Origin of the sequence: Shewanella sp. SM55, from assembly GCF_025654025.1 — a bacterium.
Taxonomy (GTDB): Bacteria; Pseudomonadota; Gammaproteobacteria; order Enterobacterales; family Shewanellaceae; genus Shewanella; species Shewanella oncorhynchi.
Map to the genome: position 1 here is coordinate 112,356 of NZ_JAKKRS010000004.1, position 14,670 is coordinate 127,025.

10 protein-coding genes are annotated in these 14,670 nt (G+C 45.9%); 5 read left to right on the plus strand and 5 right to left on the minus strand.

Annotated elements, in window-relative coordinates; translation table 11 throughout:
• Nucleotides 1–3: 3 nt before the first annotated feature.
• The 3 genes from sdhA to sdhC are packed head-to-tail and all read right to left on the minus strand — an operon-like array spanning nucleotide 4 to nucleotide 2,507.
• Nucleotides 4–1,770, minus strand: a complete 1,767-nt coding sequence (sdhA, locus tag L5L91_RS07635; protein ID WP_105252695.1) for a succinate dehydrogenase flavoprotein subunit — start codon at nucleotides 1,768–1,770, stop codon at nucleotides 4–6.
• A complete protein-coding gene (gene sdhD, locus L5L91_RS07640; protein ID WP_028759700.1) occupies nucleotides 1,771–2,118 on the minus strand; it encodes a succinate dehydrogenase, hydrophobic membrane anchor protein in 348 nt (115 codons plus the stop codon).
• Nucleotides 2,112–2,507 carry a succinate dehydrogenase, cytochrome b556 subunit gene (gene sdhC, locus L5L91_RS07645; protein ID WP_012089416.1) on the minus strand — a complete coding sequence of 132 codons (396 nt, stop codon included), beginning with the start codon at nucleotides 2,505–2,507 and terminating at the stop codon, nucleotides 2,112–2,114. The genes sdhD and sdhC overlap by 7 nt, the downstream gene beginning before the upstream one ends.
• A gap of 414 nt (nucleotides 2,508–2,921) precedes the next feature.
• Here sdhC and L5L91_RS07650 point away from each other — a divergent pair, with 414 nt between their 5' ends.
• The 4 genes from L5L91_RS07650 (at nucleotide 2,922) to L5L91_RS07665 (ending at nucleotide 11,879) form a co-directional block, all read left to right on the plus strand.
• Complete coding sequence (locus L5L91_RS07650; RefSeq protein WP_263236031.1) at nucleotides 2,922–4,208, plus strand: citrate synthase; 1,287 nt, start codon at nucleotides 2,922–2,924, stop codon at nucleotides 4,206–4,208.
• Nucleotides 4,209–4,506: 298 nt separating this feature from the next.
• On the plus strand, nucleotides 4,507–5,571 hold the full coding sequence (locus tag L5L91_RS07655; protein ID WP_105252698.1) for an efflux RND transporter periplasmic adaptor subunit: 1,065 nt from the start codon (nucleotides 4,507–4,509) through the stop codon (nucleotides 5,569–5,571).
• Nucleotides 5,572–5,583: 12 nt separating this feature from the next.
• Nucleotides 5,584–8,835, plus strand: coding sequence for an efflux RND transporter permease subunit (locus L5L91_RS07660; RefSeq protein WP_263236033.1), 3,252 nt, complete (start codon nucleotides 5,584–5,586; stop codon nucleotides 8,833–8,835).
• Nucleotides 8,832–11,879: an efflux RND transporter permease subunit gene (locus tag L5L91_RS07665; RefSeq protein WP_263236035.1), complete on the plus strand. Its 3,048-nt coding sequence runs from the start codon at nucleotides 8,832–8,834 to the stop codon at nucleotides 11,877–11,879. Before L5L91_RS07660 ends, L5L91_RS07665 begins: the two co-directional genes overlap by 4 nt.
• 125 nt (nucleotides 11,880–12,004) lie before the next feature.
• Here L5L91_RS07665 and yqfB read toward each other — a convergent pair whose 3' ends face one another.
• A complete protein-coding gene (gene yqfB / locus L5L91_RS07670) occupies nucleotides 12,005–12,322 on the minus strand; it encodes a N(4)-acetylcytidine aminohydrolase (protein ID WP_263236036.1) in 318 nt (105 codons plus the stop codon).
• Nucleotides 12,323–12,660: 338 nt separating this feature from the next.
• Here yqfB and L5L91_RS07675 point away from each other — a divergent pair, with 338 nt between their 5' ends.
• A complete protein-coding gene (locus L5L91_RS07675; protein ID WP_028759693.1) occupies nucleotides 12,661–12,858 on the plus strand; it encodes a DUF2986 domain-containing protein in 198 nt (65 codons plus the stop codon).
• A gap of 243 nt (nucleotides 12,859–13,101) precedes the next feature.
• Here L5L91_RS07675 and L5L91_RS07680 read toward each other — a convergent pair whose 3' ends face one another.
• Entirely contained in the window at nucleotides 13,102–14,643 is a 1,542-nt protein-coding gene (locus L5L91_RS07680; RefSeq protein WP_198572334.1) for an MATE family efflux transporter, read from the minus strand.
• Nucleotides 14,644–14,670: the final 27 nt, after the last annotated feature.

The following is a 14,670-nucleotide window of genomic DNA, read 5'->3' on the forward strand; positions in this document are numbered from 1 at the left end:
CTCCTAGTAGGTACGTTTCTTCGGCGGGAATGCTTCACGTAACTTAGGTGCCATGTTCACTGCACGACGATCCATCGTTTCAGTGATTGGGTCAAATAAGCTGTGGCATAACCAGTTCTCATCATCACGCTCTAAATAATCTTCACGTGAGTGAGCACCGCGGCTTTCAGTACGGAAGTTAGCCGCATAAGCCGTGGCGATTGCCGTTGCCATCAAGTTATCTAACTCTAAACATTCAATACGTTGAGTATTGAATTCACGAGAGTTATCAGACAATTTAGCATTTGCAAGACGTTCACGAATCACTTTCAACTGCTCTAACCCTTCAGCCATAGCATCGCCACGACGGAATACAGAGAAGTTTAATTGCATACACAGTTGCAGATCCTTACGGATTTGCGCTGGATCTTCGCCATCTTTGTTGCTTTCCCAACGATTCAGACGCGCCAGAGAGGCAGCAATATCCGCATCGCTAGCATCTTTTGGATCGTCAGTCTCATCCAAAGCTTTACCTAAATGCTGACCCGCTGCGCGACCAAAGACCACTAAATCAAGCAATGAGTTACCACCTAAACGGTTTGCACCATGTACAGATACACAGGCAATCTCACCCACAGCGAACAGACCAATAACATCTTGTTCAGTGCCGTCTTCATTCTTACGAATAACTTGACCACTGACCTTAGTTGGTAGGCCACCCATCATATAGTGACAGGTTGGCAACACTGGAATTGGACCATCGGCTGGATCGATATGGGCAAAAGTACGAGACAATTCACACACGCCTGGTAAACGTGCCTCTAATGTTTCTTTACCTAAGTGATCAAGCTTGAGCAAACAGTGTGGGCCTAATGGACCGTCTAAACCACGACCTTCGCGGATTTCAGTCATCATAGAACGTGCTACCACGTCGCGTGATGCCAAATCTTTCGCGTTAGGGGCATAACGCTCCATGAAACGCTCGCCGTCTTTGTTCAGCAGATAACCGCCTTCACCACGACAACCTTCAGTCACAAGTACACCCGCGCCGGCGATGCCAGTTGGGTGGAATTGCCACATTTCCATGTCTTGCATTTGCACGCCAGCACGCATTGCCATACCGACGCCGTCACCGGTGTTGATATGTGCGTTAGTGGTCGAAGCATAAATACGCCCTGCACCACCGGTCGCTAGAATCGTTGCCTTAGCTTTGAAATAAACGATATCGCCCGTTTCAATTTCAATCGCAGTACAACCCACAACGGCGCCATCATCGTTTTTAACGAGATCTAATGCATACCATTCTGAGAAGACTTGCGTCTTATGCTTAACGTTTTGTTGGTATAAACAGTGAAGCAAAGCATGACCAGTACGGTCGGCAGCTGCCGCAGTACGCGCAGCCTGCTCGCCACCAAAGTTCTTAGATTGACCACCAAATGGACGTTGGTAAATCGTACCATTTTCGAAACGAGAGAAAGGCAAACCCATTTGCTCAAGTTCAATCACGGCTTCAGGACCGGTTTTACACATGAACTCGATCGCTTCTTGGTCACCGATAAAATCGGAACCTTTCACGGTATCGTACATGTGTTGTTCCCAATGATCTTCATGGGCGTTACCTAACGCAACAGTGATACCACCCTGCGCAGATACGGTATGAGAACGGGTTGGGAATACTTTTGATAAAAGCGCACAGCTTTTACCTTCTTTGGAAATCTGCAGCGCTGCACGCATACCAGCGCCACCGGCACCGATCACTACAGCATCAAATTCGCGTACTGGAATACTCACTTAGACACCCCACACAATAACAATGCCGGCCGCTAAATAACAAAATACGGTAACGACAAAGGTGAACTGTAAAACACCACGTAACGACGTGCACTTAACGTAATCTGTCAGCACTTGCCATACACCAATCCAAGCATGTACTAATAAGGCTACCAGCGTCAGAAGTGTAAACACTTTCATTGGCAGAGCACTAAATAGGCCATGCCAGACGTCGTAGGTGAGAGGGGAACTACATGCAATAAAGCCAACCAAGAAAATGGTGTAACAGGCGAGGATCACTGCACTAGCGCGTAGTAGAATATAGTCATGAACACCACTGCGTCCAAAACTTGCTGCATTGGTTACCATACCCAGATCCCCGCTATGATTGAAAAGGCTACCGTTAAGGCAAATACAGCTTTCGCTGATGCGGCACCCGATGACAATTCTTCCCAACGACCGGTATCCATTACTAAGTGGCGCAGGCCACCAAACAAGTGATAGGCCAGTGCAGTCATAATGCCCCACAGGATAAACTTCATCACAAAGTTATCGAATAGAGACTGTACGCCAGCGAAACTTTCAGCTGATGCTAAAGATGAATTTAGCAACCAAATGAGAATGCCAACTGCGAACAGCATGATGACACCGGAAACACGGTGAAGAATTGACACAATCGCTGTTGCAGGAAAGCGAATGGTCTGCAGATCTAAATGGACAGGTCTTTGCTTTTTCACGTTCTGCTCACTCAGCTCCATTGAGCATTTTTTTTGTTATGTGAACCGCTTTTGTACAAACTTTAAACAGGAGGTTGATCACTGCAAAAGTAAACACAAAAGCAAAGTTTAAACAAACAGTTAACTATCTGAGCACGCACTCATTTAACATGTAAACAAAGGGTGCTTTATAATCGTTGTTTGCGGCCCTTATTGGGCGAGGCAAGTATACTCGCGGCAAATGTCAAATACAAACATCACAGAATGCAAATTATGTTTTTTTGACTATTTTTTACTGTAAGTGCCAGTTACAAATAGAAAAGTAAAGGCTTTTATACCATGGTCTAACAAATTTAAACGCTTATTTAAATTGAAATGTGATCTAGAATGGCTGTAAAGTAATGGCGGTTTGACATGCCGCACTCACAGATAAGAACTAAGTAAGGAGAACGGGGTATGGCTGATTTAAAAGCCAAATTAGAATTACCAGGGAACGACTCGATAGAATTGCCAGTAAAGCAGGGAACCGCTGGTTTTGACGTAATCGATATCAGTAAACTTGGCAACAAAGGTTACTTTACTTTTGATCCAGGTTTTCTTGCGACTGCCTCCTGTGAATCTGCAATTACCTATATTGATGGTGATCTAGGTATATTGTTACACCGTGGCTATCCAATCGATCAACTTGCCGTTGACTCCGATTACCTAGACCTGTGTTATTTGCTGCTTTACGGTGAACTGCCGACCAAAGCGCAATATACTGAGTTTGTACATACAGTTAAAACCCACACTATGGTTCACGAGCAGCTAGCCTTCTTCTTTAGAGGTTTCCGTCGTGATGCTCATCCTATGGCCATGTTATGTGGTGTGACGGGTGCATTATCTGCATTTTACCAAGACTCTCTGGATGTTAACGATCCACGTCACCGCGAAATCGCCGCTTATCGCTTAGTCTCAAAAATGCCTACGATAGCAGCCATGTGCTACAAGTATTCTTCAGGCCAGCCATTCGTGTACCCACGTAATGACTTAAGCTATGCAGGCAACTTCTTAAGCATGATGTTTGCTGTACCGTGCGAAGAATACGTCGTGAACCCTATTGTTGAACGTGCAATGGACAGGATCTTCATTTTACATGCAGATCATGAGCAAAATGCATCGACTTCAACAGTACGTTTAGCCGGTTCTTCAGGTGCAAACCCATTTGCGTGTATCGCAGCAGGTATCGCATCTCTTTGGGGCCCTGCACACGGCGGCGCTAACGAAGCCTGTTTGCAAATGTTAGAAGAAATCGGTTCAGTAGACCGTATTCCTGAATTCATTGAACGCGCTAAAGATAAAAATGATCCTTTCCGTCTGATGGGCTTTGGACACCGTGTTTACAAAAACTTTGACCCACGAGCCAAAGTGATGCGTGAAACTTGTCATGAAGTGCTGAAAGAACTGAAAGTACAAGATCCACTCTTGGATGTGGCAATGGAGCTTGAGCGCATTGCACTTGAAGACGAATACTTCATTTCTAAAAAGCTGTATCCAAACGTCGACTTCTACTCTGGCATCATTATGAAAGCCATTGGTATTCCAACCAGTATGTTCACTGTGCTGTTCGCACTGGCACGTACTGTAGGCTGGATTGCTCACTGGAAAGAAATGTTAGATCAACCAGGCCACAAAATCAGCCGTCCACGTCAGTTATATACTGGTGAAACTGCGCGTGATTTCGTCGCACAAGACAAACGCTAAGTCCCACGACTTACGCATTAAAAAGCGCCTAAGGGCGCTTTTTTCATTTCAAATAATCCTCTTTTAAACTTACCTCTCCTGACAAAATACATTGTTGCAATTGCGCACTTGTGTAATCTTAATTAACCACGTTTAGTTATTCTCATCACTTTTTAAACCTTTTGGCTACATTTGGTAAGAATCACAAATCACACTTAGCCAAAAATACGACTAATAGACTGAAATTAAACAAATTTAAACATTGGCATGGTTTCTGCTGTCAACTGACATCACAATAAAGACAACAGGTAACATTCTTATGGAAAAGTCAAAAATTGCTCAATTCACCCTGCCACTGCTAATGATTTCGATGCTAGCAGCCTGTGGTGAGGAAGAAGTGGTCAAAAAAGAAGAAAAATATGCCATTCCCGTCGAAACCACTACAGTGATGCAAGGAAACGTTTCTTCTTTTTACAGTACAACTGCCACCTTAGAAGCGCCACAGGAAGCCAATGTAGTGAGTCGTATATCAGGACTCATTGAATCTCTCGCTGTTGAAGAAGGTGACCGCGTTCAAAAGGGCCAAGTGCTGGCTGTTATTGATGCCAAAAGACAGCAATACGATTTAGACCGCTCAGAAGCCGAAGTCAAAATCATCGAGCAGGAATTGAATCGTCTGAAGAAAATGAGCAACAGAGAATTTATCAGCGCGGATTCAATGGCCAAACTTGAATATAACTTGCAAGCCGCTATTGCTAAAAAAGATCTCGCCGAACTGCAAGTAAAAGAAAGCCGCGTCCTTTCCCCTATCAGCGGCGTCGTTGCTAAACGCTATGTTAAAGCTGGCAATATGGCGAAGGAATTTGGCGACTTGTTTTATATAGTCAACCAAGATGAACTCCACGGTATAGTTCATCTCCCAGAGCAACAGCTTGCCAGCTTAAAACTCGGCCAAGAAGCACAAGTGTTTAGTAATCAACATAGCAAGAATGCTATCCACGCCAAAGTGTTGCGCATAAGCCCGATTGTGGACCCACAAAGTGGCACCTTTAAGGTGACACTTGCTGTGCCGAATCAAGAGGCGCGCCTTAAAGCTGGCATGTTTACCCGGGTTGAGCTCAAATACGATACCCACGAGAACGTGATTACTGTTCCCTACAGCGCCTTGATTAACCAAGACAACAAACAAGCGCTTTATGTTATTGATGGTACCAATGCGAACCGTCGTGAAGTCGAAATTGGCTACCGTGAAGGTGATTCGGTAGAAGTGATTACAGGTATTAACCCCGGTGAGCAAGTCGTTACCCGTGGCCAGCAAAACTTGAAAGACCAATCCTTAGTCGAAGTGATCACCCCACTCGATCTTGCTTCCGCTAAGAACTGATAGGAGCCTTTCATGTCAATTATCAGCACTTCCGTTAAACGGCCAGTCACGGTATGGATGTTCATGCTGGCAGTGATTTTATTCGGTATGGTGGGATTTTCCCGCCTAGCGGTGAAGTTACTGCCAGACTTAAGCTATCCCACGTTAACCATTCGCACTATGTATGACGGTGCGGCGCCAGTAGAAGTTGAACAGCTCGTCTCTAAACCGATTGAAGAAGCCGTTGGCGTGGTCAAAGGCTTACGTAAAATCAGCTCTATTTCGCGCTCCGGCATGTCAGATGTGGTGCTTGAGTTTGAATGGGGCACAACAATGGATATGGCGAGTTTAGATGTACGTGAAAAGCTCGACACTATCGCTCTGCCACTTGATGTTAAAAAGCCCTTATTACTGCGTTTTAACCCCAATCTCGACCCCATTATGCGTCTTGCGCTGTCTGTGCCCAATGCCTCAGAAGCCGATCTCAAACAAATGCGCACCTATGCAGAGGAAGAGCTTAAGCGTCGTTTAGAGGCGCTATCTGGGGTCGCCGCCGTGCGTTTATCTGGCGGCCTAGAGCAAGAAGTGCATATTCAGCTCAATCAAGAAAAACTGTCGCAGCTCAATCTCAATGCCGATGATATTAAACGTCGTATTAATGAGGAAAACATCAACCTCTCTGCGGGTAAAGTGATCCAAGGTGATCGCGAATACTTAGTACGAACGCTAAACCAATTCAACTCATTAGATGAACTCGGCCAAGTGATCGTCTATCGCGATGAGCAAGCTTTAGTCCGTTTATTCGAAGTTGCTACCATCACAGATGCCTACAAGGAGCGTAGTGATATCACCCGCATTGGCAGTCAAGAATCGATTGAACTGGCCATTTATAAAGAAGGTGATGCAAATACTGTCGCTGTCGCCAAAAAACTGCGCGATGAACTCGTCAAAATCAATCAAGACCCTAAGCAAAATAAGCTCGAAGTGATTTACGATCAGTCTGAGTTTATCGAAAGTGCGGTCAGCGAAGTCACCTCTTCTGCGCTGATGGGCAGCTTGTTATCTATGCTAGTGATTTACCTGTTCTTGCGTAATATCATCCCGACACTGATTATTTCTATCTCGATTCCCTTCTCAGTCATCGCCACCTTTAACATGATGTATTTTGCCGATATCAGCTTAAACATCATGTCATTAGGTGGTATTGCCCTTGCCATCGGTCTCTTGGTCGATAACGCCATTGTGGTATTAGAGAACATAGACCGCTGCCGTAGCGAAGGCATGAGTAAATTAGAAGCTGCAGTGACGGGGACTAAAGAAGTGGCAGGCGCAATTTTTGCCTCAACACTCACCACTCTTGCGGTGTTTGTGCCGCTAGTATTTGTGGATGGGATTGCCGGCGCCCTCTTCTCAGACCAAGCGCTAACGGTCACTTTTGCACTGTTAGCATCGCTATTAGTCGCGTTAACGTCCATCCCAATGCTGGCATCACGTGAAGGCTTTAAAACCTTACCCGCGCTGATAAAAACGACACCTAAGGATAAACCCACCACTAGAATGGGCAAGCTTAAACACTATAGTGCGACTGTGTTTTCCTTTCCTATTCTATTAATTGTTAGTTACTTACCCAGTGCACTACTGACCTTAGTGTTGATTTTAGGCCGCTTCTTCTCATGGCTTATTGGTCTAGTGATGCGCCCGTTAAGCTCAGCATTTAACTTTGTCTACCACAGTATTGAGAAGGTTTATTACAAACTTCTGGCCTCGGCGCTGCGCCAACAAAAAGCAACACTGTTACTCACGATTGCAATAACAGGCGCTTGTATTAGCTTGTTACCGCGACTTGGTATGGAGCTTATTCCGCCAATGAATCAGGGTGAGTTTTATGTGGAGATCTTGCTACCGCCGGGTACGGCAGTGAGCGAAACCGACAAGATATTACAGCAACTTGCACTGTCCATTAAAGACAGAGCCGAAGTTAAACATGCTTATAGCCAAGCTGGTAGCGGCGGTTTGATGACTTCGGATACTGCCCGCGGGGGTGAAAACTGGGGCCGCTTGCAAGTGGTGCTTAACGACCACAGTGCCTATAACGCAGTCACTCAAGTATTACGTGATACTGCGCGCCGCATTCCTGAACTTGAAGCGAAAATTGAGCAACCTGAGTTATTCAGCTTTAAAACGCCACTGGAGATTGAACTCACAGGTTACGATTTAAACTTACTCAAACGCAGCGCAGATAGTCTCGTCAAAGCATTATCCGCATCGGAGCGTTTTGCCGACGTGAACACCAGTCTACGTGATGGTCAACCTGAGCTAAGTATCCGTTTCGATCATGCAAGGTTAGCGGCCCTAGGAATGGATGCACCAACGGTTGCGAACCGTATTGCCCAACGTGTTGGTGGTACTGTTGCCAGTCAATACACAGTGCGTGACCGTAAGATTGATATTCTGGTGCGCAGTGAACTCGCGGAGCGGGATCAAATCAGCGATATCGATGCCTTAATCATCAATCCGAATAGCAGTCAGCCTATTGCATTAAGCGCAGTTGCAGAAGTTTCATTGCAATTAGGCCCATCTGCGATTAACCGCATCAGCCAACAACGTGTGGCTCTCGTATCAGCTAACCTCGCCTATGGTGATTTAAGCGATGCGGTGGCACAGGCGCAGCAGATACTATCGCAACAAGTGTTACCCGCATCGGTCCAGGCCCGTTTTGGTGGTCAAAATGAGGAAATGGAGCACTCGTTCCAATCACTCAAAATTGCCCTTATCTTAGCGATTTTCTTAGTGTATTTAGTCATGGCGAGTCAGTTTGAATCACTACTGCACCCCTTGCTTATCCTCTTTGCCGTACCTATGGCATTAGGTGGCAGTGTACTTGGGCTTTATATCACCCAAACTCATTTGAGTGTGGTGGTATTTATTGGCCTTATCATGTTGGCGGGGATCGTCGTGAACAACGCGATTGTGCTTGTGGATCGGATCAATCAACTGCGTAGCGAAGGTGCTCAAAAACTTGATGCCATTCGCGATGCAGCTAAATCGCGCCTACGCCCGATTATGATGACAACCCTCACCACGACCTTAGGCTTATTGCCGATGGCGCTAGGTCTAGGTGATGGCTCAGAGGTGCGCGCACCGATGGCGATTACGGTGATCTTTGGTCTGAGTTTATCAACACTACTGACCTTAATTGTGCTCCCAGTGCTCTATGCCCTGTTCGACCGTAAAGAATACGCAGCAACAGGCTCACATGTAAACGTAGAGGAGGCTCGCCCATGAACCTCACCCGTTTAGCCATTAAGCGCCCCGTAACCACCAGCATGTTCTTCTTTGCTATCTTGCTGTTTGGTCTCGCCTCGAGTCGCCTATTACCGCTGGAAATGTTCCCCGGTATCGATATCCCACAGATAGTGGTGGAAGTGCCTTACAAAGGCTCGACCCCTGCTGAAGTGGAGCGCGATATTACCAAAGTGCTGGAGGAATCCCTCGCGACTATGGGGGGGATTGATGAGCTTGAATCAGAATCCTCCCAAGAAGGCGCCGAAATCGAAATCAACATGAAGTGGGGGGAAAACGTTGCTACTAAGAGCTTAGAAGCGCGGGAAAAAATCGATGCTGTGCGGCATTTACTGCCCAAGGATGTGGAGCGGGTCTTTATCCGACAATTCTCCACCGCCGACATGCCTGTGCTCACCATACGCATCTCAAGTGATCGTGAGCTTTCAGGTGCATTCGATCTACTCGATAAACAGCTCAAGCGTCCACTTGAACGTGTTGAAGGTGTCTCTAAGGTCAGCCTGTACGGCGTTGAGCAAAAGCAAATTGAGGTACGCATCAATGCCGACCGCCTTGCCGCCAGTGGATTTTCAGCCACAGATTTGCAACAACGTCTCGGCAGAGAGAACTTTGTGCTGAGCGCAGGTACACTCAGGGCCAGTAATATCGTTTATCAAGTTTCACCTAAGGGTGAGTTTAGAAACCTTGAAGATATCAAAGCACTAGTACTGATCCCCGGATTGACCTTAGGCGATATCGCCGATGTACAATTTGCCCTACCTGAACGTATCGAAGGTCGACATTTAGATAAGCACTATGCCGTGGGTTTGGATGTTTTTAAGGAATCTGGCGCTAACTTAGTCGAAGTGTCAGACCGTGTCATGAAGGTGATTGAACTTGCTAAGCAGGACCAACAGTTCCAAGGTATTCGCCTGTTTATCATGGAAGATCAAGCCTCTGGAGTAAAATCTTCACTAATGGATTTGCTGCTTTCAGGGTTAATCGGTGCACTGCTGTCCTTTGTAGTGCTGTACTTATTCCTGCGTAATTTGAAAATGACTTTAGTGGTTGTGTCATCCGTGCCTATTTCAATCGGTATGACGCTCGCCGCTATGTATCTACTCGGTTACAGCTTGAATATTCTGTCTATGATGGGACTCCTGCTCGCCGTCGGTATGCTGATTGATAACGCTGTGGTTGTCACTGAGAGCGTACTGCAGGAAAAACAGGGTAAACACCCTAAGGACAATGAAGAGTCAGTCATGACGGGGGTTGATAAAGTGTCTCTGGCGGTATTGGCAGGCACAATGACAACCGCCATTGTATTTTTACCTAATATTTTTGGCGTAAAAGTCGAGATCACTATTTTTCTAGAGCATGTTGCTATTGCGATTTGTATTTCACTCGCCGCGTCGCTATTGGTCGCAAAAACCTTAATCCCTTTGATGTTGACTAAGTTTCACTTCAACATCGCCCCCGAAAAGGATGCGGGTAAATTACAACGTTTTTACAATAATACCCTAGATTGGGTATTGCTCAGACCTTGGCGTTCAGGCGTGATTGCTGTAGCGATACTCGCATCCACCGCCCTGCCGCTATCTATGGTTAAACAGGATCAAGAAGACAGCGAGAGCAATGAACGAATCTACATTAACTACCAAGTAGAAGGTCGACATAATCTCAATGTCACTGAGGCAATGGTCAACCAAATGGAAGAGTATCTTTATAACAATAAAGAGGAATTCCATATTGATTCTGTCTACAGCTATTATGCCTCTGACGATGGCTCATCAGTGATCCTCCTAAAGAAAGATTTGCCTATGTCAGTGGATGAGTTAAAAAAGAAAATCCGCAGTGGCTTCCCTAAGTATTCCATCGCCAAACCGCAATTTGGCTGGGGCAATGACAACTCTGGCGTGCGAGTCACGCTCACAGGGCGCTCAACCTCTGAGCTGATTAATTTGAGCGAGCAAGTTATTCCTTTGTTGCAAAACATCAAAGGATTGCAAGATGTTCGCTCCGAGCTTAATGGCGCTCAGCAAGAAGTGATTATCCGCATTGATAGACAAATGGCGGCGCGGTTAGATTTAAAACTCAATGAAATTGCCTCAAGTATCTCCATGGCACTGCGCGGTTCACCGCTACGATCCTTCCGCCACGATCCTAATGGCGAGCTGCGCATCGAAATGGCCTACGAGAAAGAATGGCAAAAGTCACTTGAGAAACTCAAACAGTTACCCATAGTACGCCTCGACCAAAGAGTGTACACCTTAGATAATCTGGCGAAGATTGAGATCCAACCCCGCTTCGATACTATCAAACACTTCAATCGCCAAACCTCGCTGTCGATTGGGGCTAACTTAGAAAACCTCACCACAGAAGAGGCGCAAACTAAGATCAAGCAAGTGATGGAAAATATCCGTTTCCCCGATGGTTACGACTATTCACTCCGTGGTGGCTTCGAGCGCCAAGATGAAGATCAGAACGTGATGGTGACTAATATGCTCTTGGCTGTCGCGATGATTTATATTGTTATGGCGGCGTTGTTTGAATCTCTACTGTTACCAACGGCGATTATTACCTCGATCCTATTTTCCATCACAGGTGTATTCTGGGCGCTGTTTATCACAGGCACCCCTATTTCAGTGATGGCAATGATAGGTATCTTGATTTTAATGGGGATAGTGGTGAACAACGGTATCGTTCTAGTGGATCAAATCAATCAGATGACACCGGATCTCGACAAATTGTCTGACACCATTCGGGAGGTGTGTATCACCCGTTTGCGGCCTGTGTTAATGACAGTAGGTACAACAGTACTGGGATTAGTCCCACTGGCAATGGGTGATACCCAAATCGGTGGCGGCGGCCCGCCATATTACCCCATGGCAATCGCCATTATCGGTGGCTTATCGTTCTCGACAGTGACTAGCTTGTACTTAGTCCCCCTGTGCTATCAAGCATTTTATCGGATGCGTCACCGCGCAGCGATTCGCTTAGGCCAAGCCGATCACTTTGCCAAAAAACTGTTACCTTGGACGGTTTAGTTGTCTTGGATAGCTGATGTTCTTGAACAGTTCAGCAATCTTCGACAACTTAATATGCCATTGAATTTGTAATAAAAAGACTGCTGTGCGGCCTTTTTTGTTTTACAAAATTACGCTCTATACTTTTACTGCGGTAAAACCCTAAACTGGATCATAAACAATTGCTCAAGACCGGGATAAATTTCTGCAATCACATCACGTAGCTGCGGCAACGTCATATTCTCTTGCTTAGCATGAATGTCTGAGAGCTCAGTTAAGGTCACTGGCACGACATCAATAATATGGATATCACAAAACCAGCGGTCGGTTTCGAAGGTTGAAACGGGAAGTGTTTGACCTACAATCATATGGGATTCCGTTTCATCACGCAATGTAATGGTTTTAGTGCCACTTAATATATCGTGCTCAAAGCGCTCAAAAAAAGTGATTTTAGTTAATAACACACATCTTCCTCGGCTCAGAATATGAGCAATAAAATAACAGTAGAGTCAATTTTTCAAACTCATAATGCTAGGCAATATAATGGCTTTTGATCCACACTGACAGCCTATACCGCAGAATTTGCAGCATTTGTCGTGTGAAATACTAACAGCGCCGTTTAAGTCAAATTGTTATGCTAACGCCATTTAGCAAAACTAGTTCCCAAAGAGTGGCCGTTGTTTTCGACAAAATTCAGCAAAACATGGTCAGTTCGCTCAGATTGAGTTAGAATCCCGCCTCAATTGAGCCCTTGGCCTCATATTCCTGCGCGTAGCGGGTGCGAAACGAAATTAGAGACGTCATGAACAAGAAACAAAAGATCATCAAGAAAATAGCTAAACGCGCTAAGGCCAGACTGAATAAAGTCGACCCAGTGACTATCGGCTCACCTGCAAAATCAGGTTACATCTCTAAGGCTGATCGCGCAAAAATGGCGGCATCAGAAGCCGCGACTGAACAAGTCGAAGGCCAACAAGACACGCCAAGTATTGAAGAATAAGCAGTACCGAAGAATAAGAAGCTCAGCAGAATAGTTTTTTAGCGGCGTATTTTGGCATTGTTAGCTTAACTAAATGAAGTGCAAACGCCGTTTCAAACAAAATGCCACAAGCAATCTTGTGGCATTTTGTTTTTCAGCATACCTATCATTAGCAGCTTTCTGACTGCTCCTCATTATTAAGAGCTCATTTTTATCTGCGTTCTTGCCCACAGCTTCTACACGGCACAGCTAAGCCACATAACGTCAATTAGGCTTTTTACCCTCGTCTAAATAAGGCAATACGGGCTCATTCTCTTGCTCCTCCGTTAATTGCGCCATCTGCACGCAAGAGGATGAAAGCGGATTGGTCGCACTCGGTAAGTTCTGTGCAACACAATTAGCGATTTCCTCTTCCTCACTCAGTACGACATTGCGGGGGATAGCATTCGCAGCATCAAGATTAGGCGCGGCTGAAAACTGTGCCTGCGCCGCCACTTTATCCACTAAACGATAGGCAACCCACACACCTAATGTACCAAACAAAATAGATCCTAAAATTTGCCCAATCAATACACCGTAAACACCGCCCCAAAGTGCACCAAAATACACAAAGGGCACAGTGCCTAAAGTGGCTTTACCTACGTTAAATAGCGTGGAATATTTGGCCTTGCCAAGGTTATTAAAGGACGCATTCGCCACAAATAAAATCCCCGAAAAGATAAAGAATACCGCAATATAACTGCAGAAAAAGTGAATAAGATCAGCGCTGTCGCCCTTCATATCGAACACACTGACCAAATGTGACTTAAGCATAAACAGCAGCAAAGACATTACCAGCACATACACAGTACAAAACTGAATCGCTCGCGTTAAACTCTCACGTACTCGGTCAAACTGACCTGCGCCAAAGTTTTGCCCAACAATAGGTCCAATCGCGCCGGACAGTGCAAAGATCATCCCAAAAGCCACAGGGATTAAACGCCCTAATACTGCCCAGCCTGCCACATAAGCGTCACCGAAATCGGCGATCGCTCGGGTCACAAAGGCATTTCCGATGGGAGTTGCCACATTGGTTAACATCGCAGGGCCTGCAATGGCAAAGATGGGCTTAAGATCGGCGACAAAATGTGCCTTATCGAAATGGCCTAACAACTTATGCTTAACCACCACACCGCGAGCGGCAATCACAAATACCGCCACCCTCGCTAAAACGGATGCCAATGCAGCGCCTTCAATCCCCATGGCGAACATGAAGATAAAAATCGGATCGAGTACAGCATTAACGCCGCCCCCCGCTAAGGTCGACATCATAGATAACTTTGCATCACCCACGGCGCGCAAAGCTCCGCCGAGCGCCATCGCAAGACAGATAAAAGGCAAGGAAGGCACGAGAATATACAAATAGCTCGCAGCAAGCTCTGCCGTATGACCACTCGCGCCTACTAAGGCAACTAGCTCAGGAATGAAGATGGTGACCACTGCCGCCACCAGCACACTGATCAGTGTCGTCACAACCGCGCTATTGAGTAATAAGCGCTTTGCCAACACCACCTCTTTTGCGCCAATCGAGCGAGACACTAAAGCGCCTAAAGCAATTGATAAGCCTATCCCAATGGACGTAGTGAAAAAGGAGATACTGCCCGCATAACCTACAGCAGCAGCAAGCTCATGCTCCCCCAATAAACTCAGGAAAAAGATATCCAGTAAATCCACGACAAATAAGGCAGAAATCCCTACCGCTGCGGTCGAACTCATCACTAGGATATGGCGTAATATGGGGCCTTCAACAAACTTGGCTTGCGTCATACGTGTCTTTTACCTACAAAAAATAAA